This window comes from Paraburkholderia phenoliruptrix, from assembly GCF_902859825.1.
Lineage (GTDB): Bacteria > Pseudomonadota > Gammaproteobacteria > Burkholderiales > Burkholderiaceae > Paraburkholderia > Paraburkholderia phenoliruptrix.
The window spans coordinates 72,230-95,754 of sequence record NZ_CADIKB010000008.1; the positions used below are offsets into that span (position 1 = coordinate 72,230).

A 23,525-nucleotide genomic window follows, 5' to 3' on the forward strand; every position below is an offset into this window, starting at 1 on the left:
ACGTCGATCGCCCGGCGAACGCGGCAGTTTAATGTGCGCCGATACCTTCGAGCACTTCGTCGTGCGTCTGACGCTCTTCCAGATATTCGGAGCGATAACCGCTCTGCACGCCCCAGTAATAGAAGACGAGCGAGAACGCGATCACGACCAGCATGTCCCAGCCGTATGGCAGCAGGCCATGGCCGCCGAACTCCTTGCTGCCGATCAGCGACAGGATCGCCATCACCGGCAGATAGGCGACGAGCCACCATGCCGCCTTCAGGTCGCGGCCCCAGCCGCCGAAGCCCGACTTCGCCTGGAAGTAGAAGTAGACCGGCAGCGCGACAACCATCAGCAGAATGATTTCGCCCGTCAGCGGCCATTTGGCCCAGTACAGGATCAGCGACGCACACACGAACGCGAACGGCGCGATCACCTGCATGCCGGGAATATGCAGCGGACGCTCCAGATCCGTCGCCGCGCGGCGCAGCGCCATCAGGCTGATCGGGCCCGTCAGGTAGGAAATCACGGTCGCCACCGAAATCACCGCCGCGAGCGAGCTCCAGCCGCGGAAGAAGAACAGGAAGATGAACGAGACCAGCAGGTTGAACCACATCGCCGGGCGCGGGACGCCGTAGAACGGATGCACGCTGCCGAAAATCTTCGGCATCGTGTTGTTGCGTTCCATCGCGTAGATCATGCGCGTGGTGGTCGCCATGTAGGTCGTGCCGGTGCCGCTCGGGCTCACGAAGGCGTCGACATACAGCAGAACGGCCAGCCAGTTGAGGTTCAGCGCGATCGCCAGTTCCGCGAACGGCGAGGCGAAATTGAAGTGGCGCCAGCCCTTCATCACGTCGGTCGGATTGACCGAGCCGATATACGCGACCTGCAGCAGCACATAAATGACGAGCGCAAGTAAAATCGAGCCGATCACCGCGAACGGCACGCTTTTCGCGGGATTACGCGCTTCGCCGGCGAGGTTGATCGGGCTCTGGAACCCGTTGAACGCGAACACGATGCCGCTCGTGGCGACCGCCGTCAGCACGGCCGACCAGCCGTACGGCGCGAACGTACTCACCTGGCCGAAGTTTTCCGTGTGAAAGCTGCTCGCCATCAAGCCGGCGATGGTCGCGCCCGGAATCAGGAACTTGAAGATCGTGATGGCCGAGTTGGCGCGCGCAAACAGCTTCACGCCCCAGTAGTTCAGCAAAAAGTAGACGATCACGAGGGCCGCCGAGAGCAGCAACCCGGTTGTCGTTAATGATTCGTCGACGAATAATGCATGCGCCCAGGCATACGGCCAGGTGCTCATGTATTGAATGGAGGCCTCGGCCTCGATGGGAATCACCGACACAATGGCGATCCAGTTGGCCCACGCGCTGATGAAGCCCACCAGCGCGCCGTGCGAATAGCGCGCGTAACGCACCATGCCGCCCGACTCCGGGAACATCGCGCCCAGTTCGGCGTAGGTCAGCGCAATGGCGAGAATCACGACTGCGCCGATGATCCACGCGCAGATCGACGCCGGACCCGCGATTTTCGCGGCTTTCCACGCGCCGAACAGCCAGCCTGAGCCGATGATCGAACCCAGGCCGGTCAGCATGAGTGCGAACGGCCCGATGTTCCGTTGTATAGAACTTTTCACGTCTTCTCCTGTTTCAGAACCATGTCGGCACCCCCTGACCTGCGCTTATGACGCTGAGAACGGGTGACGCGCATGTATGCGCGGCGGTTATCCCTGTGGTGCAACCGGCGCGGGCGCGTAGTTTAACGGTTGCACCCGTCGCCTGCAGCGAAACTAAGGGTTCTCCCTAGCAAAAAAACTACCCACTTCGCAAGCTTTGTAAGCAACTTTTCGGGGCGCTATCGCGAATTTTTGTAAAGTTGCCGGTCGAGTGTTGACCTTCTCTCGAAATCGCCGTATAACGTTCGGGCAGGATTTCAAGCGGCGAGTGAATTGGTCTTTCGTAGTTCGCCCATCAACGGTACTCCGGTTGGTCCCATTACCCCCTTCCTTGATTTTCATGCACTCATGGGCTTCGGCCTTATTCACCATTTTTAGGAACAAGTAATATGGAAACCGGTACCGTCAAGTGGTTCAATGACGCAAAGGGCTTTGGCTTCATCACCCCGGACGGCGGCGGCGAAGATCTGTTCGCGCATTTCTCGGAAATCCGCACGGAAGGCTTCAAGACGCTGCAAGAAAACCAAAAGGTTACGTTTGAAGTGAAGACGGGCCCGAAGGGCAAGCAAGCTGCTAACATCAAGCCGGTGTAAGCGCTACGCTGCTTCCTTCTGGACGCAAAAAACCCCGCCAAGGCGGGGTTTTTTTATATCCGTCGACATTGCGACAAGGCGATTATCTTCGCGCTATGCGAGTTGTGATTCGCGTTCAGGTGAAGACACGCCGCGCGTGAATGCCGAGGCCCGTGGCCACGCTCGCGAGGCGGTCGCCGAATACGGGTTGCGCATCGGGAAATGTCGCGGCCAATGCGTTAGAGAGAAACGCGAGACCGGTCGAGCCGCCCGTAAAGTACACCGCGCTCACGTCGCGAACGGACACGCCGGCGGCGTGCACGGTGTCGCGCGCCGCCGCCACGATGCGCCGCGTCTCCTCCTGGCCCGCCTCGATCAACTGGGCTTCGTCGAATGCAAGACGCAGTTCGTCTTCCACTTCGTCCAGATCGATCACCGTCTCGCCGCCCGCCGCGACGCCGATCTTCGCCTCTTCGGCATGCGCCGCCAGCGCGTGACCGAGACGCCGCTCGACCACGCGCATCAGGCGGTCGTGGTGCTTGACCTCGGTGAAGAGGTGCCGCATCAAAGCGAGTTCGCTGACACGCTTGGGCGCATAGACCGTGTTGATCAGATGCCACGTCGCAAGGTCGAAATAGACGCGGTTCGGGATTTCGCGGCCTTCCGGGTCGAGCGATTGATAGCCGAGTTCGCGCAGAATCGTCGCCAGTTCCACGCGGCGGTCGAAATCCGTGCCCGCGACGTGCACGCCGTGGTGAGCCAGCACGTCGTCCTTGCGCTCCACGCGCTGCATCCGTTCGGGCCCCACGCGCACCAGCGAAAAGTCCGACGTACCGCCGCCAATGTCGGCCACCAGCACAAGGCCTTCGCGTGTCAGGCGCGATTCGTAGTCGAAAGCGGCCGCAATCGGCTCATACTGGAAGTGAATGTCGCGCAAACCGACCGCGCGCGCCGCCGTTTCCAGCTGCTTTTGCGCCACCTGATCCGCGCGCGGGTCGTCGTCGACGAAGAACACCGGGCGGCCCAGCACCGCGCGGTCGATCGGCGCCCCCGCGCTTTTTTCCGCCGAACGCTTCAGATGGTCGAGGAAAATCGCGATGACGTCCGTGTACTTGATTGCCGTGCCGTCGCCGAGATCCGTCGAATTGTCGGCAAGCGGCGAGCCGAGAATGCTTTTCATCGAGCGCATCAGCCGGCCGTCGAAACCGTCGATGTACGCCGCGAGCGCCGCGCGCCCGAATTCGCGGGTGTCTTCGTCGGTATTGAAGAAGACCGAGGTGGGCAGCGTCGTGTAGGCGCCTTCGACGGGCGCGAGCCTGAGCGCCGCGCCGTCCGGAACGGCCACGGCCGAGTTGGAAGTACCGAAGTCAATCGCGCAATAGGTCATGGCAGGAATCGCCGCTCACGGCTGGCGCGCACGGGTAGGGGGAGCGGCTTTGTATCACGAAAGCCGGACCAGCATCAACATGCCAATTAGCCCGGCGGGGCGTGAGCAAAGTGCAATGCAGGCACGACCGAGGCACAAACGGCGCGCAGCCCGACGCGCTTTGCGCGCAACGCGCGGCGGAACGCAAATTGCTCCGCACTGCTGTTCCAGCCGCCGCATTCCAACGACTCAGGAGACCATCAGCAATGAGCGCGCCGCCTGCCGCCGACGTCGAGCGAAAAACCGCCGGGGTGATCGAAACGGATTTGCCGTCGCGGCTCGACCGACTGCCTTGGGGACGCTTTCATACCTTGATCGTCGTGGCGCTCGGCGTGACCTGGCTGCTCGACGGACTCGAGGTGACACTCGCCGGGGCGGTTGCGAGCGCGTTGAAGTCGAGCCCGTCGCTGCATTTCAGCAACGCGGACGTGGGTCTCGCCGGCAGCGCCTACATCGCCGGCGCGGTGCTGGGCGCGCTCGGTTTCGGCTGGCTCACCGACCGGCTGGGCCGCCGCAAGCTCTTTTTCATCACGCTCGCGCTGTATCTGGCGGCCACCGCCGCCACCGCCTTGTCGTGGAATCTCGCCAGCTTTTTGCTGTTCCGCTTTCTGACCGGCGCGGGCATCGGCGGCGAATACACGGCGATCAATTCGACAATTCAGGAATTCACGCCGCCTCGCGTGCGCGGCTGGATCGATCTGGCGATCAACGGCACCTTCTGGGTAGGCGCCGGGCTGGGCGCGGCGGGTTCGCTGGTGCTGCTTGATCCGCACTTGCTGCCGGGCGACTGGGGCTGGCGCGCATGCTTTTTCATCGGTGCGGCGCTCGCGCTGATCGTGCTGCCGATGCGCATCTGGGTGCCTGAAAGCCCGCGCTGGCTGCTGACGCACGGCGACGAGCGCGACGCTCGCGGCATCGTCGAAGGAATCGAAAGTCGCTTTCGCAGCGAAGGCCACACGCTGCCCGCCGACGGCTTCACGCGCCTGCGCCTGCGTGCCCGCGGGCACACGCCGCTGCGCGAAGTGTTTCATACGCTGTTCAATCTGCACCGACGGCGCGCGCTGGTCGGTCTTTCGCTGATGACCGCGCAGGCGTTCTTCTATAACGCGATTTTCTTCACCTACGCGCTCGTGTTGACAGATTTCTATGGGGTGCCTGGCGATCACATCGGCTGGTATCTGCTACCTTTCGCACTCGGCAATTTCCTCGGCCCGTTGCTGCTCGGCCGCCTTTTCGATGTGATCGGGCGGCGCAAGATGATCGCGTCGACTTACGGCATGTCGGCGATTCTGCTGACGGCAAGCGGCTACCTCTTCGAGCAGCACATGCTGACGGTCGTCACACAAACCGTCGCGTGGATGGTGATTTTCTTCTTCGCGTCGGCGGCGGCCAGCTCGGCTTATCTCACCGTCAGCGAATCGTTTCCGCTGGAAATCCGCGCGCTCGCCATTGCCGTGTTCTACGCGTTCGGTACAGCGCTCGGCGGAATCGCCGGACCGGCCTTCTTCGGACGGCTGATCGACACGCACCAGCGCGGCGAAGTGTTTTCCGGCTATCTGGTCGGCTCCGCGCTCATGCTCGCGGCAGCCGTGATCGCGGCGATCTGGGGTGTAGATGCGGAGCGCAAGTCGTTGGAGCATGTGGCCGCGCCGCTTTCGAGCGTAACCGACGACGACGCGCTTTGACGCGCCCAATAAAAAACGCGCGGCACGCGCCGCGCGTTCTTCGTCAACGTGCAAGGCAACAGAAGCCGCCTCAGAACGCCTTTTTCCAGCCGCCGCCATAGGCGATCTCGCCAAGCGGCAAACGCTGGCGCGCCGACTTTTCGCGCTCGCGCAGCACCGGATCCAGCTTCTCGACGTCGCCGTAATGGCCGAGCGAAATGATCGCGATGGGCTCGACGTCGTTCGGCAACTCAAAAGCCGTGCGGAATGCGTTCGGGTCGAAGCCGCTCATCTGATGCGCGGCGAGGCCGAGCGCGTGCGCTTGCAAGACCAGCGCCATGGCCGCCGCGCCGGCGTCGTATTGCGCGCAGCGGTTCACTTCGCCCTTCGCGGTGCGCGTTTGCGTCGTCACGGCGATCAGCACGGGCGCGGGTGCGTTCCAGCCCTGGTTGAACGGCACGAGGGTGGCAAACGCCTGCTTGAATGCGACTTCATCGACGCTGCGGTCGAACACCAGAAAACGCCACGGCTGTGCGTTGTACGACGAAGGCGCCCAGCGTGCCGCTTCGAGCACCGCGTGCAGGTTCTCGCGGCTCACCGGCTCGCTCGAATAGGCGCGCGGGCTCCAGCGACCGGCAATCAGCTCGTGGATGGCGACTTCGGTGGGGGCGGGTTTGTGGGTCATGCGCTTCTCTCGGTGGAAATTCACGATCGCGGGCGGCTGCCCAAGGCCACATAGCATACCCAAGGATCGACGCGCGCGCTGTGCAATACGCGCGGATGGTTTTTCCGTGGTGTGGAAAGCCGCAGGCGCGGCGCGCTAGCGTCTTTCCCTTTCCCTGAATCGCGTCAGACGGCCTGCGGCTGCGGCACCTTGGCCGGCCGGTTGATCCGCAGCACGATAACGGCGGCGACGAGGCACAGACCGCCCGAAATCATCGACGCCACCGTGTAGGTGCCGAGGCTCGCGCGCAGCATGCCCGCGCCGAGCGCCGCGAACGCTGCGCCGAGCTGATGCCCCGCCACGACCCAGCCGAACACCACGGGCGCCGACTCCTTGCCGTAGACGTCGGTCGCGAGACGCACGGTCGGCGGCACGGTGGCGATCCAGTCGAGCCCGTAGAACACGGCGAATAGCGGCAGCCCGAAAAAGTCGATGCCGAAGGCGTGCGGCAGATACATCAGCGACAAGCCGCGCAGCCCGTAATACCAGAACAGCAGCACCCGGCTATTGAAACGGTCCGAGAGCCAGCCGGAGAGTGTCGTGCCGAACAGATCGAACACACCCATGGCTGCAAGCAGCGACGCGCCCTGCACTTCCGACATGCCGTAGTCGCCGCACATGGCGATCAGATGGGTGCCGACGTAGCCGTTTGTGCTCGCGCCGCAAATAAAGAAGCTGAAGAACAGCAGCCAGAAATCGCGCGTCCTGCTCGCCATGGCGAGCGTGCCGAATGCGATGGCGAGCGGGTTCTGCTTCGTGACCGTGGCCGCCACGGGCGCGTCGTGCGGCTCGCCGTACGGACGCAGCTTCACATCGGCCGGGCGCTCGGGCAGCAGAAACGCCACCAGCGGCAAAACGACAGCCGCGGCCGCCGCGACGACCCACACCACCTGACGCCAGCCATAGTGCTCGGCGATGGCCGCGAGCATCGGCAGAAACACGAGCTGGCCGGTCGCCGAACTCGCCGTGAGAATCCCCATGACCAGCCCGCGGTGCGTGGTGAACCAGCGGGTCACCACGGTCGCCGACAAGGACAGCGCGGCCACGCCCGTCGCGCCGCCCACCATCACGCCCCAGACGAGCACCATCTGCCACGGCTGCGTCATCAGCGACGACAGCGCGACGCCCAACGCCATCGTGCCGAGCGCGATGAGCAGCGTGGGCCGCACACCGAAGCGCTGCATCGCCGCGGCCGCGAACGGCCCCATCAACCCGTACAGCGCGATGTTCACGGAGATGGCGAGCGAAATCGTCGCACGGCTCCAGCCGAACTGGTGCTCAAGCGGCACCATCATCACGCTCGGCGTGGCGCGCGTGCCGGCCGCCGCGAGCAACACCAGAAACACCACGGCGACCGTCAACCAGCCATAGTGGAAACGCCTGCCTATCAGTCCTGCTGCCCAGTTCATCGGCTCTCCTGTCGCGCGAATTCGAAGCGTCGGCACCGTCGGTACTTTTACGGTTTCGGTAAGGGACTTGTGACAGATCAGTCACAATCAGTGTTGCGATGTTAGTTACCGGTCGGTAACATGTCAAGGCGTCAATTGAATTCAGGGGCCGTTCATGTCTGCAAGCGAAACTTCCAAACCAGCCGGCGCTCCGCCAGCGTCCGGGCCGGTGGGCGCCCCGCGCCGGGCCCGGGGGACGCATACGACCGGGCCCGAAGCGCAACAGCACTTGCTGCGCGCCGCGGACGAATTGTTCTATCGCGAGGGCGTTCGCGCAGTGGGCGTGGACGCGGTGGTCGAGCGGGCCGGCGTCAACAAGATGAGCCTGTACCGCCAGTTTTCGTCGAAAGACGAACTGGTGATGGCGTACCTGGAGCGCAAAGACGCGCAGTTCTTCGGCTACGTCGAAAAGAGCTTCGCGAAACATCCCGGCGAGCCGGCGCGGCAGTTGCAGCAATATTTCGACGACCTCGCGGCGCGGGCGTCGCTCGAGGACTATCGCGGCTGTCCGTTCGTGAATGTCGCCGTCGAGTTTTCGGACACCGGACACGCCGCGCGGCAGTTCGTGTTCCGCAACAAGGAGCGACTGCTCGCGCGCCTCACTGAACTGGCGACGGCCGCAGGCGCCGACGATCCCGAGCTGCTCGGCAATGCGCTTGCCTTGCTGATCGAGGGTGTGTATGCGGCGAGCCAGACCTATCGCGCCGGATCCGGGCCGGTGCTGGCCGCGCCGAAAGCGGCAGCGCAATTGATCGCCGCGGCATGCGGGGGCAGATCGGCAGAGTAGTTTTGGCTGGGTCGCTGGTTTGCTGATTCCCGCGAGCGCACGCACGCAGCCAGCAGCGGCGTCGTGAGCCCGCGCGGGCGCCGCTAAAATGACGCTTTGCCTCAATTGCCGAACCGCCATGCCCTCATCCGCCGAATCGCACGACGCAGTCGTTGCCGCCACCCGTCACTGGCTGACTGAAGCCGTGATCGGACTCAACCTGTGTCCGTTCGCGAAGGCCGTCCACGTAAAGCGACAAATTCGCTACGCGGTGAGCGAGGCCACCGGCCTGGAAGGCGTGCTCGCCGATCTCGAAACGGAGCTGAACACGCTGGTCGCCGCCGATCCCGCCGCCGTCGACACGACACTATTAATCTTGCCCCAGGCGCTCGGCGATTTTCTCGAATACAACGACGCGCTTTTTTTCGCCGAAAGAATGCTCAAGCAGCTTCGGCTCGAAGGCATTATCCAGATTGCCAGCTTTCACCCTTTCTATCAGTTCGAAGGCACGGAACCTGACGACATCGAGAATTACACGAATCGCGCGCCGTACCCGATTCTGCATTTACTCAGAGAAGACAGCATTGAGCGCGCGGTTCAGGCATTTCCCGATGCTGAAGCCATCTACGAACGCAATCAGGAAACGCTGCGGCGAATCGGACTCGCCGGCTGGCATAAATTGATGAAAACCTGAATTACGCGGAAACGAAAAACCGCTCTTTCAGCTCCTCGATACCAAGCGTCTGCATCACCTCGTTGAGGCGCTCGGCCGGGCGCCGCCGCGGCAGGTCCTTGAACTGGGCGATGATCAGTTCGTTTTTCATCGAATGTTCCCAGCCGACCAGTTCGGTCACGCTCACCTGATAGCCGTGCGCTTCCAGCTGCAAGCAGCGCAGCACGTTGGTAATCTGGCTGCCGAATTCGCGCGTATGCAACGGATGCCGCCAGATTTCCGTCAGCGCATTGCCGAGCGATTTACTTTTGTTTTGCCGTAAAACGCCTGCCACTTCGGCCTGACAACACGGCACCACCACGATATATTTCGCCTTCTTTTCGAGGGCGAAGCGAATCGCGTCGTCGGTGGCGGTATTGCAGGCGTGCAATGCGGTGACAATATCGATTTGCGCCGGCAGGCAGTCCGATGTAATTGATTCGGCTACCGACAGATTCAGAAACGACATGCCCGTAAAGCCGAGCCGCGCCGCCAGTTGCTCGGAGCGGGTCACGAGCTCCTCGCGCGTTTCAATGCCGTAAATGTGCGACGCCCCACCCGCGGCACCGTGAAAGTCCTTGAAGGGCAGTCCGATGTAATTGATTCGGCTACCGACAGATTCAGAAACGACATGCCCGTAAAGCCGAGCCGCGCCGCCAGTTGCTCGGAGCGGGTCACGAGCTCCTCGCGCGTTTCAATGCCGTAAATGTGCGACGCCCCACCCGCGGCACCGTGAAAGTCCTTGAAGAACAGGTCGTACAGGATAAAACCTAGGTATGACTTGCCCGCGCCGTGGTCGACGAGCGTGACCGCGCCCTTCTGCTGCTTCAGGTCCGTCAGCAGCGGCTCGATGAACTGGAACAGATGGTAGACCTGCTTCAGCTTGCGGCGGCTGTCCTGGTTCATCTTGCCGTCGCGCGTCAGGATGTGCAGCTCCTTGAGCAACTCGATGGACTGGTTCGGGCGAATTTCGTGGGTTTTGCTGGACATCGTGGAAGCCGTCGGCAATTGCGGCCGGAACGTGCGTCAGGTGACGGAAGAAAACAAAAGTTGCTGCCAGTTTACCCAAACGGCGGCCCGTTCACCGAAGAGCGCGCCAAAACATGCAGGAAGTGCGGCATTCCTGGAACAGTTCCTGCTGTTTTTCGGCACGCCGCGGGAATCCTCCGCGCGCAGCAGAACCGTTTCGCGCCGCCAAGGTCCCAAAGGCGTAAGCCGTGGTGCCCATAACAACAAGCTGTTGGCCGTGGTGACGAACACCCGGCCCGGATGCAGGTGGGGAGGACGGCTCCGTAACACGAGCCGAACGTTACGTAACCGGCAGCGCGCCGCAATGTCGACAGCACTCGCGCCCGGACAATAGAAGAGGCAGCAATGGATACGGTACCCAACGGAAACGTCGAACAGAAGTTCCAGGAAATGATGGCGAAGCTCACGGCCATGCCCGCCTGGAGCGAAAAGCAGCAGCTCGAGCTGGAGATGGCGCGCGACATCTCCACGGAAATGCTTCGTCTCGCCGAAGTCATGCGCGACGGCAGCGTCGACATGGAAACCTGCCTGACGCTGCTCAAATACGCGAAAGTGCTGGACTTCGTGATGACCACGCTCGCTTCGCGGCGCGACATCAAACCGCAAACGCTGCGTGTCATCTTCAAGCTTGCCGGGCTTAAAGTCGACGAAGCCTACCCGAGCTGAGGCTTGGGGCAACGCGTCGAGACGAGATCGACACCACGCCGCGACTCGCGCGAGCGGTCACGCGCCGCTCGCCTCCCCCGCGAGTCAGCGCGGCGGCTCTTTTTCCTGCCCGAGCGCAGCGAGGAGTTCGAGGCTCAATCCGCGAGTCAATGCCGCGATTTAACGCCGCGAGTCAATGCCGCGGCTCACGTGCGCGGAGCCTGAACCGGCGGCGTGCCTTCGTGAAAAAGCGTCCTTAATTGCGACCGGAGTTCCGGCGAATCAGCATGCTTGTGCACGCTGACCGCGTGCTGCACCGCGGCGTCGAGCAACTCGTCTTCGCTGTCGGCCGATAGCGCGACCGTGCAGTTCATTTCGCTTGGAAACTCGCGGCAGTCGATGTAGTGGCGGGTCATGGCAGTCTCCTTGATCGATAGGTGCGGACATCCACGCAGGACACGACGCGCGAACTCGCGCGGCAACGACGCGGTGAGTGGAACGATGCGGGGAACGACGCGAATGGCGCCCGGAGGAAGGTGTCCAGAAATTATAGTTCGCCATGCTGAATAACAAAGCGGCGGCCTTGCGGCGCGGTGGGCGCAAAGGCGCCGAAATGTAGCGTTCTCGCGTCTGTGGTGAAGACCGACGCGTTTGCCCGGCGCCGCTTGCAATGTAAAAATAGCGGCCTTCGCGCCACGTCTCACCGCAGCATGCTGTTGCGCTGGTGAGAGGAGCACGCCCGTTGTTTCGCCGCATAGGCTGCGGCACGCCGCCTCTTCCCTTATCCGCAGGCCCGCATGTCATCTTCGTTCGATTCCGCCCGCGTCGCCGTCATCGGCGGCGGCCCCGCCGGTTTGATGGCCGCCGAGGCGCTTTGCCTGCAAGGCGTGCAGGTGGACGTCTATGACGCCATGCCCTCCGTGGGCCGCAAATTCCTGATGGCCGGCAAAGGCGGCATGAACATCACGCATTCCGAGCCGCTCGAGCCGTTTCTCGATCGCTACGGCGCGCGCCGCGACCGCATCGCGCCGCTTGTGGACGCGTTCGGGCCGCACGCGCTGCGCGCGTGGTTGCGCGAGCTGGGCGTGGAGACGTTCGTCGGCAGCTCGGGACGCGTTTTTCCGACCGACATGAAAGCCGCGCCGATGCTGCGCGCGTGGCTGCATCGGTTGAGGGAAGGCGGCGTGCGCTTTCACATGCGGCACAAGTGGAGCGGCTGGGACGGCGAGCACACGGACGGCGAAGGCGCGACATCCGCCCGCTTGCGCTTCGCGACGCCCGAAGGCGAACAATCCGCCGACTATGACGCCGTCGTACTTGCGCTCGGCGGCGCCAGCTGGCCGCGCCTCGGGTCCGACGCGGCGTGGGTGCCGTTGCTCACGTCGCGCGGTGTGCCGGTGCAGCCGCTCAAGCCCGCGAACTGCGGCTTCGACGCCGGCTGGAGCCCTTACCTGGTGGAGCGTTTCGCGGGTCAGCCAGTGAAGTCGGTGGCCATTTCACTCACCGACGTAGACGGAAAAGTCCACAATCGACAAGGTGAAATACTTCTGACCGAAACCGGCCTCGAAGGCAGTCTGATCTACGCGCTTTCCGCGCCGATTCGCGAGCGGATTGCCGCCGACGGCGAACTCACGATTTCGCTGGATCTGGCGCCAGGCCTGGCTCTCGAGCGGGTGGTGGCGGAAGTGACGCGGCCGCGCGGGTCGCGCTCCATGTCGAGTCATTTGCAGGGAAGAGTCGGCATTGGCGGCGTGAAACTCGCGCTGCTGCACGAGATTCTGCCGAAGGAAGTTTTCGTCGACGCGACGCGTCTCGCGCATGCGATCAAGGCGTTGCCCGTGCGGCTGCTGCGCGCGCGGCCCATTGCCGAAGCAATCAGCAGCGCCGGCGGTGTCCCGTTCGAGGCACTGGATGCGCATCTCATGGTCGAGCGTGTGCCCGGCGTTTTCTGTGCCGGAGAAATGCTGGACTGGGAAGCGCCGACGGGCGGTTATCTGCTGACGGCCTGTTTTGCGAGCGGTTTGGTCGCGGGGCGCGGGGCCGCGGCGTTTGCCAAGGCGCGGGCGGGGTTGCCGTAAGACGGCTCTGCCCGTTACCCGAGAATCGTCTTAAGCCCCACCGGGCAGTACCCGTTCGCGACTGTTGAACCTCTCACCCGCCGCTTCACAACCGGCTCAAGCACGCGCCTTCAGTCGCCACAACGAGGTCACTTCGGCCACGCGCGCCTTGTAGAGCGGATCCGCCTCATCCGTCGACTTCGGATGCCTCGGGCGAATATCCTCCCGACCGACCACGGTGAGCCCCGCATCGTCGATAGCGGCGAGCAGCCACTCGCGCGTGCGCAGTCCGAGATGCTCGGCAAAGTCTGACAGAATCAGCCAGCCTTCCCCGCCCGGCGACAGATGTTCCGCGAGGCCCTTGAGAAAGCCCAGCAGCATGCGGCTTTCCGGATCGTAGACGGCATATTCGATCGGCGAAGCCGGCCGCGCCGGCACCCACGGCGGATTGCAGACGACGAGCGGCGCGCGTCCTTCCGGAAACAGGTCGGCTTGCACGACTTCGACTTGCTGCTCATAACCGAGGCGGGTCAGATTCTCGCGCGCACACGCAAGTGCCCTCGGATCCTGGTCCGTCGCGACAATCTTCTTCACGCCGCGTTTGGCGAGCAGCGCAGAGAGCACGCCGGTGCCCGTGCCGATGTCGAAGGCCTTGTTCAGCGAAGGCAGCGGCGTGCGCGCGACGAGATCGACATATTCCCCGCGCACCGGCGAAAACACGCCGTAGTGCGGATGAATCCGATCGCCGAGCGCAGGAATTTCCACGCCCTTCTTGCGCCATTCGTGCGCGCCGATCAGACCCAGCAGCTCACGCAGCGACACGACCGAGGCTTCGTCGCCCGGCGGCCCGTAAGTTTCGATGCAGGCTTGCTGCACATCCGGCGCACGGCGCAGCGGAATCGCGTAATCGGCGCCGAGCGGAATCAGGATCATGCCGAGCGTGCGCGCGCGCTGCGACTGCGTCTGCCGATGCAGGTTGAACGCCTCGAGCGGCGTCGCGCCCTGCTTGCGCGGCTTGCGCTCCAGCCGCCGCGTGACCGCCTGCAGCAATTGACGCGCGTTCTGGAAGTCGCCGCGCCACAGCAGCGCGGTCCCTTCGCACGCGAGCCGGTAGGCGGAATCGGCGGTGGTTCTGTCATCGGCGACGATCACGCGCTTCGGCGGCGGCACCGCCGCCTCGGAGCGCCAACGCGCGGTACGGGGGCCGTCGGCTTCGGGCCAGGTGATGCTTGCAGGGCTCGTCATGGAAGTTGGATGGTTGGGCGAAGTGGCGCTGCAACGTGCTCTCGGCGCTCAGGCTCGGCGAAACGTAGACAGTTTAGTCCACAATCGACAAGGTGAAAGAGATATGGCGATTTTAGGCCTCAACTGCGCTCACCGTTTGCAGTGTTCACCGCTGAGCGGGCAATAAAAAACGGGGTTCCTGACTGAACAGAAACCCCGTTTCGAACTACTGGTGCCGGCTGCAGGACTCGAACCCGCCACCTCATGATTACAAGTCAAGCGCTCTACCTGATGAGCTAAGCCGGCATGAGGCCGTGATTCTACTTCATTTTACGATCTTGAGGCGAGCCCTCCCGCCACCTTTCGAACCGTCGTCGTCGGGCTGGTCGCCCTCCGGCGCGCGATCGGCTTTGGCGGCGGCGTCGGCTACGGACGGACTCTCGACCGCACGCGGCGCGACCGGTGAGGCGACCGGTTCGACCGGCTGGGCCGATTCGACCGCTTCGGCGTCTGCGCCCGAATCCTGCGCTTCGCCGCCTGTCGACTCGACCGGAAACGCCATGCCTTGCCCGTTTTCACGCGCGTAGATCGCGAGAATATTGGCGACCGGCACCTCGATCTTGTGCGACTTGCCGGAGAAACGGGCGCTGAACTCGACCCACTCGTTGCCCATCTGCAACTGGCTGGTGGCCTCGAAGCTGATGTTCAACACGATCTCGTTATCGCGCACGAATTGCCGCGGCACGCGCGTCTGATTGTCGACGCGCACCGCGATGTGCGGCGTGTAGCCGTTATCCGTGCACCATTCGTACAGCGCGCGCAGCAGATAAGGCTTGGTGGAAATCTCTTGCATCAGCAGTCCTCTTACCGGGCGCGGAGCCGCGCGCGACGAGCCGCGCGGCGCCCTGCGCCCAAAGCCAAACTCAACGACGCATCACCTTTTCGGAAGGCGTGAGCGCCTCGATATAAGCCGGACGGCTGAAAATGCGCTCGGCGTATTTCATGAGCGGCGCCGCGTTCTTCGACAGCTCGATGCCATAGTGATCCAGGCGCCACAGCAGCGGCGCGATCGCGACGTCGAGCATGGAGAACTCTTCGCCGAGCATGTACTTGTTTTTCAGGAAGATCGGCGCGAGTTGCGTCAGACGGTCGCGAATCGCGAGGCGCGCTTTCTCGTGGTTCTTCTCGGCGGCCTTGCCTTTTTCGTTTTCGAGCGTGCCGACGTGCACGAACAGCTCCTTCTCGAAGTTGAGCAGGAACAGGCGCGCGCGGGCGCGCTGAACCGGGTCGGCCGGCATGAGTTGCGGGTGCGGGAAGCGCTCGTCGATATACTCGTTGATGATGTTCGATTCGTACAGAATCAGGTCCCGTTCGACGAGGATCGGCACTTGACCATACGGATTCATCACGGCGATGTCTTCCGGCTTGTTAAACAGGTCGACGTCGCGGATCTCGAAGTCCATGCCCTTTTCGAACAACACCAGCCGGCAACGCTGGGAGAACGGGCAAGTAGTGCCGGAATACAGAACCATCATGATTTACGTTTCCTCAAAAAGCTGAAGGGCCAGCGCGCGGAAAAACCGTTCAGCAGGTTTTTCCTGGCGCCGGCCCCACGCCGTGGTGCGGCGTGATTATTTGATATGTTTCCAGTACGCGGCGTTCAGTCGCCAGGCGAAAAAGCTCAGAATACCGAGGAACAACAGCACCCACACGCCAAGTTGCTTGCGGGTCTTCTGCGTCGGCTCGGACATCCAGGACAGATACGACACAAGGTCGGCCACAGCAGAATCATAATCTACCGGCGACATCGTCCCCGGCGTGACCTGCTGGAAGCCCACAAATTTGTGCACCGTTTCGCCCGTTCTTTCGTCGACTTCGTCACCGAACTTCGCGGTACGTTGCCCCTGAAGCTGCCACAGCACGTGAGGCATGCTCACGTTTTCATACACCAGATTGTTCCAGCCGGTCGGCCGCGTATTGTCGCGATAAAAACTGCGCAAATACGTGTACAGCCAGTCCTTGCCGCGCGCCCGCGCTTCCACTGACAAATCCGGCGGACTCGCGCCGAACCACGCTTTCGCGTCGTCCGGGCGCATTGCCACGGTCATCGTATTGCCGATCTTGTCGGTGGTGAAGAGCAGGTTCGACTGAATTTCGTTCGGCGTGATGCCTAAGTCGGTCAGCCGGTTGTAGCGCATCAGGTTCGCGCTGTGGCAATTCAGGCAGTAGTTTACAAACAATTGCGCGCCGTGCTGCAAAGAAGCGAAATTGTCTGCGTTATCCGGCGCGTGGTCGAGGTGGATATTCTCGTCCGCGAAAGCCGGGCCGGCCAGCACCGCGAGCAGTGTCGCGCCGATCAGCGCGCACGTCGAAAGCAGCTTTTTCATCTTCGTGTTCTCCTCGCTCGCGGTTAGTGGGGCTTGTAGCGCACGCGCTCAGGCGGTTGCTTGAACGTGCCAAGCCGCGTCCAGAACGGCATGCCGAGGAAAAACGCGAAATAGATCAGCGCGCACACCTGCGCAATCAACGTGGCCGCGGGCGACGGCGGTTTGGTGCCGAGGAAACCCAACGTCAGGAACGCCAGCACGAAGATCCCGTAGAACACCTTGTGAAAGAACGGCCGGTAGCGGATCGACTTGACGGGCGAGCGGTCGAGCCACGGCAGGAAGAACAGCGAAATCACCGCACCGCCCATCACCACCACGCCCCAGAATTTCGACTCGGTGAACGCCATGGCCAGAATCACGAGCACGGCGAGCACCGGCAAGCCGAGCTTCCACTTGCCGCGCGCGCGCACGAGCGCGAGCAGGCCGAGCAGCGCGATCACGACCATCAGCACGATCTTGAACGGGTCGGTGGTGGCACGCAGCATCGCGTAAAAGGCCGTGAAGTACCAGACCGGGGCGATTTCCGGCGGCGTCTGCAGCGGATTGGCCGGCACGAAGTTGTTCGCTTCGAGGAAATACCCGCCCATTTCCGGCGCGAAGAAGATGATCGCCGCAAAGATCATCAGGAAGATGCACACGCCCATGAAATCGTGCACCGAGTAGTACGGGTGAAACGGAATGCCGTCGAGCGGGATGCCGTCGCGGTCCTTCTTCGCCTTGATCTCGATGCCGTCGGGATTGTTCGAGCCGACTTCATGCAGGGCGACCAGGTGCGCGACCACGAGCCCCAGCAGCACGAGCGGAATGGCGATCACGTGAAACGCGAAGAAGCGGTTCAGCGTGACGTCAGACACCACGTAGTCGCCGCGAATCCACAGCGACAGATCCGGGCCGATGAACGGAATCGCAGAAAAGAGGTTCACGATCACCTGCGCACCCCAGAACGACATCTGGCCCCACGGCAGCAGGTAGCCGAAAAACGCCTCGGCCATCAGGCACAGAAAAATCGCGCAGCCGAAAATCCACACGAGTTCGCGCGGCTTGCGGTACGAGCCGTACATGAGTCCGCGGAACATGTGCAGGTACACGACCACAAAGAACATGGACGCGCCCGTGGAGTGCATGTAGCGGATCAGCCAGCCCCACGGCACCTCGCGCATGATGTACTCGACCGACGCGAAAGCCAGCGTCGCGTCGGGCTTGTAGTTCATGGTGAGGAAGATGCCCGTGACAATCTGGTTGACGAGCACCAGCAGCGCGAGCGAGCCGAAAAAGTACCAGAAGTTGAAGTTTTTCGGCGCGTAGTACTCGGAAACGTGCTTTTTCCAGGTCGACGTGAAGGGAAAGCGCCGGTCGATCCAGCCGACGAGCCCGGTCGTCTCTACTTCGTGTTCGATCGCCATTACGCTTCTCCTTTCTCGTCCTTGCCGATCACGAGCCCATTGGCCGACGTGAACATATACGGCGGGATGTCGAGGTTCTGCGGCGCAGGTTTGTTCTTGAAGACGCGGCCGGCCATGTCATAGGTCGAGCCGTGGCACGGGCACAGGAAACCGCCTGGCCAGTCGTCCGGCAGATTGGGCTGCGCGCCCTCCTGGAAGCGCGGCGTCGGCGTGCAGCCGAGGTGGGTGCACACCGCGACAGCGACGAAAATATTCTTGTGGTCGGTGCGCGAGCGGAATTCGTTGTTGCAGTACTCCGGCAACGGCATCGAAAACGGATTCTTCGAGTGGGGATCGGCTACTTCGTTATCGGCTTTCTGGACATCGGCGAGCATCTTCTCGGTGCGGTTGATGATCCAGACAGGCTTGCCGCGCCAGGCCACGGTCTTCATGTCGCCGGGCTTGAGATCGCTAATGTCGACTTCGACCGGGGCTCCTGCTGCCTTGGCCTTTTCAGATGGTGCAAACGAACTAACAAAGGGTACGACAGTGGCAACACCTCCAATGCCACCTGCTACGGTCGTCGCTATCAGCCAGGTACGGCGGCTGCCGTCGACGCGTTCATCTTCCTTGTCTCGCATCACACGCCCCACTTCTGAGTTGGATTTTCCTTCAGGTCGCTTCTACCGCCGCTAGTTTGCTCGAATGGAGTCGCCATTTACAAGGGCCGATTGCCAAAAACCGTGCGAAGCCTTTGATAACTCAGGGTTTCTCCGTACGGATCGCAAACATTTTCACCACTGCTTTTAAGTGCTCCCTCCGTTATTCAAGCTTTTTTCTTCGCTAATGCGTATTCGATATGCCGACGCCTCAAACGGGGTTCGGGATATCGATAAAGAGGTGCTCGATATCGAACTGTTCGGACAGGTGCTTGCCGACCGCCTGCACGCCGAAGCGCTCGGTGGCGTGATGGCCGGCCGCGAGAAACGCGACGCCGCTTTCCGCCGACGTGTGCATGACCGACTCCGAGACCTCGCCCGTCAGATAGACGTCCGCACCGGCGTTGATGGCCGCGTCGAACATGCCTTGCGCCGCGCCCGTGCACCACGCGACGCGGCGCAGCATGCGGTCCGGGTCGCCGAACACGAGCGGCGTGCGGCCGAGCGTCTGCTCGATCTCTGCGGTGAAGTGCGCGAGTGTGATCGGCATGGCGAAGGTGGCGAGCCAGCCCAGGTCGTTTTCGCCGAAGCGCGCGTCGCTGATCCAGCCCATCTTCGCGCCGATCTGCGCGTTGTTCCCGAACTCGGGATGATCGTCGAGCGGCAGGTGATAGGCGAAGAGGTTCAGGTCGTTCGCCAGGAGGAGCTTCAGGCGCGCGTACTTGCGGCCCGTGATCTGCGGCGCCTCGTTGCGCCAGAAGTAGCCGTGGTGAACCAGCACGGCGTCCGCGCCCCACTCCAGCGCGGCTTCGAGAAACGCGACCGACGCGGTGACGCCGGTGGCGAGTTTGCCGACCTTGCGGCGCCCTTCGACTTGCAGACCGTTGGGGCAATAGTCCTTGAAGCGCGCGGTTTCAAGAAGATTGTTCAAGTACAATTCAAGTTCGATCCGATCCATATAAACCTCTAGTCTTCAGATGCTTAGACGCTTCTGGCTGTTCTTCGCCCAAGCGGTGACTGTGCTGTTGGCGCTGATGTTCATCATCGCGACTCTCAAACCGCAGTGGCTTCAGCGTCAAGGGCAATTCGGCAAGCAGCTTGCCGAACCGATCGTCGCGCTGCGGGAAGTGGCGCCCGGCATCGGCAACGGGCCCGCCACGGCGTCTTATGCGGACGCCGCCCAGAAGGCCATGCCCGCGGTCGTCAATGTGTTTTCCAGCAAAGACGGCTCGCTGCCGCCGGAGCCGCGCGCGAAAGACCCGCTGTTCCGCTACTTCTTCGGCGACAAAAACAACAACCGCAAGCAACGCGAGCAGCCGGCCGCGAACCTGGGCTCCGGGGTGATAGTGAGTTCGGAAGGGTACATTCTAACGAACCAGCACGTGGTCGACGGCGCGGATCAGATCGAAATCGCGCTCGCCGACGGTCGCACCACGAACGCCAAGGTGATCGGCATCGATCCCGAAACAGATCTGGCGGTGCTCAAGGTCAACATGACGAACCTGCCCACCATCACGCTCGGCCGCATGGAGCAGACGCGCGTGGGCGACGTGGTGCTCGCCATCGGCAACCCGTTCGGCGTCGGGCAGACGGTGACCATGGGTATCGTGAGCGCGCTCGGGCGCAATCACCTCGGCATCAATACCTTCGAAAACTTCATCCAGACGGACGCGGCGATCAATCCCGGCAACTCGGGCGGCGCGCTCGTCGACGTAAACGGCAATCTGCTCGGCATCAACACCGCCATCTACTCGCGCTCGGGCGGCTCGCTCGGGATCGGCTTCGCGATTCCGGTGTCGACGGCGCGCAGCGTGCTCGAGAGCATCATCACCACTGGCTCGGTCACGCGCGGCTGGATCGGCGTCGAGCCGCAGGACGTGACGCCGGAAATTGCGGAGTCGTTCGGCCTCGATCAAAAGTCGGGCGCGATCGTGGCGGGCGTGCTGAAGAACGGTCCCGCCGACCGCGCGGGCATCAAGCCGGGCGACATTCTGATGAGTGTCAACGGACAGGAAATCACCGACACCACGCGTCTCTTGAACGTCATCGCGCAGATCAAGCCGGGCACGCCGGCGAAGGTGCACCTGGTGCGCAAGAACCATGAGATGGATGTCGACGTGATCATCGGCAAGCGCCCGCCGCCGCCGAAACAGCCCGCCGACGACAGCGACCAGCAGGACGACGACGCAGGTTAAGGGCGGCGGAGCGCGATAGATAGTGCGCCGGCTGAGCGCGGCAGCGCGCAGCGGGGGCAGCGCCGGCTGAGCGCACCACCGCACGCAACAAGCAAGGCGCCAACCCGCAGCGTGAAACGCAAAAAAGGGCGGTCCACATCAAGCGGACTGCCCTTTTTGTTTTGCTGCACGACCTACTGAACCGTCACCGCCACCGCGTCAGTCGATTCGACTCAGCCCGGCGGACTCGCCTCTTCGACCACCGCCGGTTGTTTCCCGACAATGAGCCGCGCCGCGATGATGCCGGCCTCATACAACACGATCAGCGGAATGGCCAGAATGAGTTGCGAAAACACGTCCGGCGGCGTGACCACAGCCGAAATCACGAACGCGCCGACAATCACATACGGCCGCACTTCCTTGAGCTTCTTGAGCGTGACCACATTCATGCGCACGAGCAGCACGACGACAATCGGCACCTCGAAGGTCACGCCGAACGCAATGAACATGGTGAGCACGAAGCTGAGGTAATTGTCGATATCCGTCGTCATCTCCGCGCCGAGCGGCGCGTTGTAATGCGCCATCACGCGGAAGATGGTGGGAAACACGACGAAGTAGGCGAACGCCATGCCGCACAGAAACAGCGTGTAGCTGCTGCCGACGAGCGGCCCGACCAGCTTCTTCTCGTGCTGATAGAGACCCGGCGCGACGAACGCCCAGATCTGATACAGCACGAAAGGCAGCGCGATCACGAAGGCGACCAGCATGGTGACTTTCATCGGCACGAAGAACGAGCCGGTGACGTCGGTCACAATCATCTTGCCGTCTTTCGGCAGGTTGTTCATGAGCGGGCGCGCCAGCAGCCGGAAGATATCCGGCGCCCAATACACGAGCCCGACAAACACCACGATGACGGCAAGACCCGCGCGGATGATGCGGTCGCGCAATTCAACGAGGTGGGAAATGAAGGTCTCTTCAGTGCCTTCGTCCTGGCTTTGCTGGGGGTCGCTCACACCGGCCCTCGGTTAGAGATTGTCGTTCTGATCATCAGAAAAACCGCGTCGGACGACGCATGCTGGCAGGCGTATGCCGTGCGACGCGCGCCGCCCCGGACTGCACGCGCGTGCGGCGCGTGGTGGCGCGCTTGTACCAGGTGGGCATGGCGGTCTGCTTGACGCGCCAGTTCTTGCGCTTGGGCGCCGCAGCCGGTGTGCTGTTCGGCCAGGACGCATTGCCGGCGTCTTCCAGCGCGCCGCCGGCAATGCTCGGCGACACCGACGTCCCGCTGTTCCACGCGTCGTTCAACTCGGCTTCGTGCTTGCGCAGATTTTCCTGAACGGCGGTTTCGACATTGCTCGCCGCCGTCTCGAACTCGGTTTTCATGCGCCGCAACTCGTCGAGTTCGATTTCCCGTGTAACTTCCGCCTTGACGTCGTTGATATAGCGCTGCGCGCGGCCGAACAGCGCGCCGGCCGTGCGGGCGACGCGCGGCAACCGCTCAGGGCCGAGCACGACCAGCGCGACGACGCCGATCAGCGCCATCTTGGTTAGACCGAGGTCCAGCATGGAGGGAAATGTCCGTCAGTAACGCGGTTGGCCCGCGGCTTAGCGGTAATCGCCCGAACGCGGGGTCTTTTCCTTGGCTTCCACATCCACGGCGCCGTTGCGCGGCAGTTCGCGCTGCTGCTGCGCGTCTGTCGACGACGGCGTTTCGCTTTCGCGCATGCCTTCCTTGAAGCCCTTCACCGCGCCGCCCAGATCGCCGCCGATGTTGCGCAGTTTCTTCGTGCCGAACACCAGCGCGACGATCAGCAACACGATCAACCAATGCCAAATACTCAACGAACCCATGACTACTCTCCTTAACCCCGACGCCGCACCTGGTGCGGCAAAAATTCGTCTGCCTCGCGGCGTGAATCGAAGCGCACGCGCTTCATCTCTACCTTACAGCAGCGTTGCGTGCTTTGCCGATGCGTTGCACCGGCTGCGAAGCGCCACGGCCGGCGTGTATTGTGACCAGGCAATCGCGTCGCCAAAATTACAAGCGGGCAAAAATGATGCTTGCTCGCCGGCCGATTCGCGTGATGGCCGCGTCACGTCGCGCTGTCGCCGTATCAACCCATGCGCTGCCAGGGACGCGGCCCCGCGAGAATATGCGCGTGCAGGTGATACACCTCTTGCCCGCCGCCCGGACCGGTATTAATGACCGTGCGGAAGCCGGTTTCGCCACCGGTGTACGCCACGCCCAATTGATCCGCCAGACGCGCGGTCAAAACAAGCATTCTACCAAGCAGCGGCGCGTCGCTTTCGGTGCAACTGCTGAGCGTGGGGATATGCTTGCGCGGAATGACCAGCACATGGGTCTCGGCTGCCGGACGGATGTCGCGGAAGGCCAGAAACTCTTCATCTTCATGGACTTTGGTCGACGGGATCTCGCCGGCGGCGATCTTGCAGAAGAGGCAATTCGGGTCGTGACTCATCGTATTCCTGACGCGGTATGGCTAAAGCGCGAACCGTGATCTGAGACGGCGCAGCGAACCGCACCGACGCCCGAAACATCGGACGAATTCAGAACCACGCGCGCGGATTCGCAAGCGGCTTGTTATCGTACAGATACAGCCAGCCTTTGATAATACGGTACAACATCCAGATGCTGACGGCCCACAGCAACGGAATGCCGATCACGACGAAGATCAGCAGGCCGCCGATCGCATAACCGAGCAAACCGATCCAGAACGTGCGGATTTGCCACTCGAAGTGCGGCTCATACGGCGTGCCCGCCGCGTCCGCGCGCTTCACATAATTGATGATGATGGCGACGAGAATCGTCAAACCGCCCGTCAGCCAGTGGACCGCATACAGCGCGTACAGGACATGCGTCAGCGTGCGCAGGCTGCGTTCCCGCTCCGGCTCCATGGCGTGGCGGTAAGCCGGCGGCGGATAGCTCTCGTGCGACTGTTCCATGCTGCGTCCTCCCGAGGATGGGTTGCCCG

At 62.6% G+C, this 23,525-nt stretch carries 24 protein-coding genes, 1 tRNA gene and 1 pseudogene; 7 read left to right on the forward strand and 19 right to left on the reverse strand.

Features of this window, described 5'->3' with window-relative positions:
• Positions 1–28 precede the first annotated feature (28 nt).
• Entirely contained in the window at positions 29–1,624 is a 1,596-nt protein-coding gene (locus tag HV711_RS11375; protein ID WP_035479546.1) for an APC family permease, read from the reverse strand.
• A 428-nt stretch (positions 1,625–2,052) separates the two neighbouring features.
• On the opposite strand from HV711_RS11375, the gene HV711_RS11380 reads away from it, so the two are divergent.
• A complete protein-coding gene (locus HV711_RS11380; protein ID WP_007180251.1) occupies positions 2,053–2,256 on the forward strand; it encodes a cold-shock protein in 204 nt (67 codons plus the stop codon).
• A gap of 115 nt (positions 2,257–2,371) precedes the next feature.
• On the opposite strand, the gene HV711_RS11385 is transcribed toward HV711_RS11380, so the two are convergent.
• Positions 2,372–3,622 carry an Hsp70 family protein gene (locus tag HV711_RS11385; protein WP_035479547.1) on the reverse strand — a complete coding sequence of 417 codons (1,251 nt, stop codon included), beginning with the start codon at positions 3,620–3,622 and terminating at the stop codon, positions 2,372–2,374.
• Between the two features lie 245 nt (positions 3,623–3,867).
• Here HV711_RS11385 and HV711_RS11390 point away from each other — a divergent pair, with 245 nt between their 5' ends.
• Positions 3,868–5,346, forward strand: a complete 1,479-nt coding sequence (locus HV711_RS11390) for an MFS transporter (RefSeq protein WP_015003856.1) — start codon at positions 3,868–3,870, stop codon at positions 5,344–5,346.
• Between the two features lie 70 nt (positions 5,347–5,416).
• Here the strand turns inward: HV711_RS11390 and HV711_RS11395 are convergent, their stop codons facing one another.
• Positions 5,417–6,010: a nitroreductase family protein gene (locus HV711_RS11395; RefSeq protein ID WP_028362346.1), complete on the reverse strand. Its 594-nt coding sequence runs from the start codon at positions 6,008–6,010 to the stop codon at positions 5,417–5,419.
• A gap of 164 nt (positions 6,011–6,174) precedes the next feature.
• Positions 6,175–7,458, reverse strand: a complete 1,284-nt coding sequence (locus HV711_RS11400; RefSeq protein ID WP_013589749.1) for an MFS transporter — start codon at positions 7,456–7,458, stop codon at positions 6,175–6,177.
• 154 nt (positions 7,459–7,612) lie between these two features.
• On the opposite strand from HV711_RS11400, the gene HV711_RS11405 reads away from it, so the two are divergent.
• Together HV711_RS11405 and HV711_RS11410 are read left to right on the forward strand one after the other, a co-directional pair.
• Entirely contained in the window at positions 7,613–8,284 is a 672-nt protein-coding gene (locus tag HV711_RS11405) for a TetR/AcrR family transcriptional regulator (protein ID WP_035479548.1), read from the forward strand.
• A 118-nt stretch (positions 8,285–8,402) separates the two neighbouring features.
• Positions 8,403–8,957 carry a DUF1415 domain-containing protein gene (locus HV711_RS11410; protein WP_035479550.1) on the forward strand — a complete coding sequence of 185 codons (555 nt, stop codon included), beginning with the start codon at positions 8,403–8,405 and terminating at the stop codon, positions 8,955–8,957.
• A gap of 1 nt (position 8,958) precedes the next feature.
• Here the strand turns inward: HV711_RS11410 and HV711_RS34080 are convergent.
• Positions 8,959–9,965, reverse strand: a pseudogene (locus HV711_RS34080) (class I SAM-dependent methyltransferase).
• Between the two features lie 384 nt (positions 9,966–10,349).
• Between HV711_RS34080 and HV711_RS11425 the strand changes: the two are divergent.
• On the forward strand, positions 10,350–10,670 hold the full coding sequence (locus HV711_RS11425; RefSeq protein ID WP_013589753.1) for a type II toxin-antitoxin system HicA family toxin: 321 nt from the start codon (positions 10,350–10,352) through the stop codon (positions 10,668–10,670).
• 185 nt (positions 10,671–10,855) lie between these two features.
• Here the strand turns inward: HV711_RS11425 and HV711_RS11430 are convergent, their stop codons facing one another.
• Positions 10,856–11,065 carry a DUF1059 domain-containing protein gene (locus HV711_RS11430; protein ID WP_013589754.1) on the reverse strand — a complete coding sequence of 70 codons (210 nt, stop codon included), beginning with the start codon at positions 11,063–11,065 and terminating at the stop codon, positions 10,856–10,858.
• Positions 11,066–11,446: 381 nt separating this feature from the next.
• Here HV711_RS11430 and HV711_RS11435 point away from each other — a divergent pair, with 381 nt between their 5' ends.
• Positions 11,447–12,727: a TIGR03862 family flavoprotein gene (locus tag HV711_RS11435; RefSeq protein WP_035479554.1), complete on the forward strand. Its 1,281-nt coding sequence runs from the start codon at positions 11,447–11,449 to the stop codon at positions 12,725–12,727.
• 96 nt (positions 12,728–12,823) lie between these two features.
• Here HV711_RS11435 and HV711_RS11440 read toward each other — a convergent pair whose 3' ends face one another.
• The 8 genes from HV711_RS11440 to HV711_RS11475 form a co-directional block, all read right to left on the reverse strand.
• Positions 12,824–13,951 (reverse strand): methyltransferase, encoded by a 1,128-nt coding sequence (locus tag HV711_RS11440; RefSeq protein ID WP_035479555.1) that lies wholly within the window; start codon positions 13,949–13,951, stop codon positions 12,824–12,826.
• A 209-nt stretch (positions 13,952–14,160) separates the two neighbouring features.
• Positions 14,161–14,236 (reverse strand) — tRNA-Thr (locus tag HV711_RS11445).
• Positions 14,237–14,255: 19 nt separating this feature from the next.
• The gene (locus tag HV711_RS11450; protein ID WP_035479557.1) at positions 14,256–14,783 is read right to left on the reverse strand and encodes a ClpXP protease specificity-enhancing factor; all 528 of its coding nucleotides are present in this window, start codon (positions 14,781–14,783) and stop codon (positions 14,256–14,258) included.
• A gap of 70 nt (positions 14,784–14,853) precedes the next feature.
• Positions 14,854–15,465 carry a glutathione S-transferase N-terminal domain-containing protein gene (locus HV711_RS11455; protein WP_006052302.1) on the reverse strand — a complete coding sequence of 204 codons (612 nt, stop codon included), beginning with the start codon at positions 15,463–15,465 and terminating at the stop codon, positions 14,854–14,856.
• 96 nt (positions 15,466–15,561) lie between these two features.
• Positions 15,562–16,317 (reverse strand): cytochrome c1, encoded by a 756-nt coding sequence (locus HV711_RS11460; protein ID WP_013589758.1) that lies wholly within the window; start codon positions 16,315–16,317, stop codon positions 15,562–15,564.
• Between the two features lie 23 nt (positions 16,318–16,340).
• The gene (locus HV711_RS11465) at positions 16,341–17,720 is read right to left on the reverse strand and encodes a cytochrome b (RefSeq protein WP_013589759.1); all 1,380 of its coding nucleotides are present in this window, start codon (positions 17,718–17,720) and stop codon (positions 16,341–16,343) included.
• A complete protein-coding gene (petA, locus tag HV711_RS11470; RefSeq protein WP_013589760.1) occupies positions 17,720–18,340 on the reverse strand; it encodes a ubiquinol-cytochrome c reductase iron-sulfur subunit in 621 nt (206 codons plus the stop codon). Before petA ends, HV711_RS11465 begins: the two co-directional genes overlap by 1 nt.
• 229 nt (positions 18,341–18,569) lie before the next feature.
• On the reverse strand, positions 18,570–19,316 hold the full coding sequence (locus tag HV711_RS11475) for a Nif3-like dinuclear metal center hexameric protein (RefSeq protein WP_015003866.1): 747 nt from the start codon (positions 19,314–19,316) through the stop codon (positions 18,570–18,572).
• A gap of 19 nt (positions 19,317–19,335) precedes the next feature.
• On the opposite strand from HV711_RS11475, the gene HV711_RS11480 reads away from it, so the two are divergent.
• Positions 19,336–20,553: a Do family serine endopeptidase gene (locus HV711_RS11480; protein ID WP_035479561.1), complete on the forward strand. Its 1,218-nt coding sequence runs from the start codon at positions 19,336–19,338 to the stop codon at positions 20,551–20,553.
• A 212-nt stretch (positions 20,554–20,765) separates the two neighbouring features.
• Here the strand turns inward: HV711_RS11480 and tatC are convergent, their stop codons facing one another.
• The 5 genes from tatC to HV711_RS11505 all read right to left on the reverse strand — a co-directional run bounded on the left by tatC (position 20,766) and on the right by HV711_RS11505 (position 23,496).
• Positions 20,766–21,545, reverse strand: coding sequence for a twin-arginine translocase subunit TatC (gene tatC / locus HV711_RS11485; RefSeq protein WP_013589763.1), 780 nt, complete (start codon positions 21,543–21,545; stop codon positions 20,766–20,768).
• Between the two features lie 34 nt (positions 21,546–21,579).
• The gene (gene tatB, locus HV711_RS11490) at positions 21,580–22,098 is read right to left on the reverse strand and encodes a Sec-independent protein translocase protein TatB (RefSeq protein WP_013589764.1); all 519 of its coding nucleotides are present in this window, start codon (positions 22,096–22,098) and stop codon (positions 21,580–21,582) included.
• 39 nt (positions 22,099–22,137) lie between these two features.
• Entirely contained in the window at positions 22,138–22,383 is a 246-nt protein-coding gene (gene tatA, locus HV711_RS11495) for a Sec-independent protein translocase subunit TatA (RefSeq protein ID WP_013589765.1), read from the reverse strand.
• Positions 22,384–22,646: 263 nt separating this feature from the next.
• Positions 22,647–23,012 carry a histidine triad nucleotide-binding protein gene (locus HV711_RS11500; RefSeq protein WP_013589766.1) on the reverse strand — a complete coding sequence of 122 codons (366 nt, stop codon included), beginning with the start codon at positions 23,010–23,012 and terminating at the stop codon, positions 22,647–22,649.
• An 88-nt stretch (positions 23,013–23,100) separates the two neighbouring features.
• Positions 23,101–23,496: a DUF4870 family protein gene (locus HV711_RS11505; protein ID WP_015003869.1), complete on the reverse strand. Its 396-nt coding sequence runs from the start codon at positions 23,494–23,496 to the stop codon at positions 23,101–23,103.
• Positions 23,497–23,525 lie beyond the last annotated feature (29 nt).

Bases quoted from the DNA above. Each gene is read 5' to 3' on its own strand.
- HV711_RS11380 (WP_007180251.1), top strand. From the start codon at position 2,053: ATGGAAACCGGTACCGTCAAGTGGTTCAATGACGCAAAGGGCTTTGGC.
- HV711_RS11385 (WP_035479547.1), bottom strand. From the start codon at position 3,622: ATGACCTATTGCGCGATTGACTTCGGTACTTCCAACTCGGCCGTGGCC.
- HV711_RS11390 (WP_015003856.1), top strand. From the start codon at position 3,868: ATGAGCGCGCCGCCTGCCGCCGACGTCGAGCGAAAAACCGCCGGGGTG.
- HV711_RS11395 (WP_028362346.1), bottom strand. From the start codon at position 6,010: ATGACCCACAAACCCGCCCCCACCGAAGTCGCCATCCACGAGCTGATT.
- HV711_RS11400 (WP_013589749.1), bottom strand. From the start codon at position 7,458: ATGAACTGGGCAGCAGGACTGATAGGCAGGCGTTTCCACTATGGCTGG.
- HV711_RS11405 (WP_035479548.1), top strand. From the start codon at position 7,613: ATGTCTGCAAGCGAAACTTCCAAACCAGCCGGCGCTCCGCCAGCGTCC.
- HV711_RS11410 (WP_035479550.1), top strand. From the start codon at position 8,403: ATGCCCTCATCCGCCGAATCGCACGACGCAGTCGTTGCCGCCACCCGT.
- HV711_RS11425 (WP_013589753.1), top strand. From the start codon at position 10,350: ATGGATACGGTACCCAACGGAAACGTCGAACAGAAGTTCCAGGAAATG.
- HV711_RS11430 (WP_013589754.1), bottom strand. From the start codon at position 11,065: ATGACCCGCCACTACATCGACTGCCGCGAGTTTCCAAGCGAAATGAAC.
- HV711_RS11435 (WP_035479554.1), top strand. From the start codon at position 11,447: ATGTCATCTTCGTTCGATTCCGCCCGCGTCGCCGTCATCGGCGGCGGC.
- HV711_RS11440 (WP_035479555.1), bottom strand. From the start codon at position 13,951: ATGACGAGCCCTGCAAGCATCACCTGGCCCGAAGCCGACGGCCCCCGT.
- HV711_RS11450 (WP_035479557.1), bottom strand. From the start codon at position 14,783: ATGCAAGAGATTTCCACCAAGCCTTATCTGCTGCGCGCGCTGTACGAA.
- HV711_RS11455 (WP_006052302.1), bottom strand. From the start codon at position 15,465: ATGATGGTTCTGTATTCCGGCACTACTTGCCCGTTCTCCCAGCGTTGC.
- HV711_RS11460 (WP_013589758.1), bottom strand. From the start codon at position 16,317: ATGAAAAAGCTGCTTTCGACGTGCGCGCTGATCGGCGCGACACTGCTC.
- HV711_RS11465 (WP_013589759.1), bottom strand. From the start codon at position 17,720: ATGGCGATCGAACACGAAGTAGAGACGACCGGGCTCGTCGGCTGGATC.
- petA (WP_013589760.1), bottom strand. From the start codon at position 18,340: ATGCGAGACAAGGAAGATGAACGCGTCGACGGCAGCCGCCGTACCTGG.
- HV711_RS11475 (WP_015003866.1), bottom strand. From the start codon at position 19,316: ATGGATCGGATCGAACTTGAATTGTACTTGAACAATCTTCTTGAAACC.
- HV711_RS11480 (WP_035479561.1), top strand. From the start codon at position 19,336: ATGCTTAGACGCTTCTGGCTGTTCTTCGCCCAAGCGGTGACTGTGCTG.
- tatB (WP_013589764.1), bottom strand. From the start codon at position 22,098: ATGCTGGACCTCGGTCTAACCAAGATGGCGCTGATCGGCGTCGTCGCG.
- tatA (WP_013589765.1), bottom strand. From the start codon at position 22,383: ATGGGTTCGTTGAGTATTTGGCATTGGTTGATCGTGTTGCTGATCGTC.
- HV711_RS11500 (WP_013589766.1), bottom strand. From the start codon at position 23,012: ATGAGTCACGACCCGAATTGCCTCTTCTGCAAGATCGCCGCCGGCGAG.
- HV711_RS11505 (WP_015003869.1), bottom strand. From the start codon at position 23,496: ATGGAACAGTCGCACGAGAGCTATCCGCCGCCGGCTTACCGCCACGCC.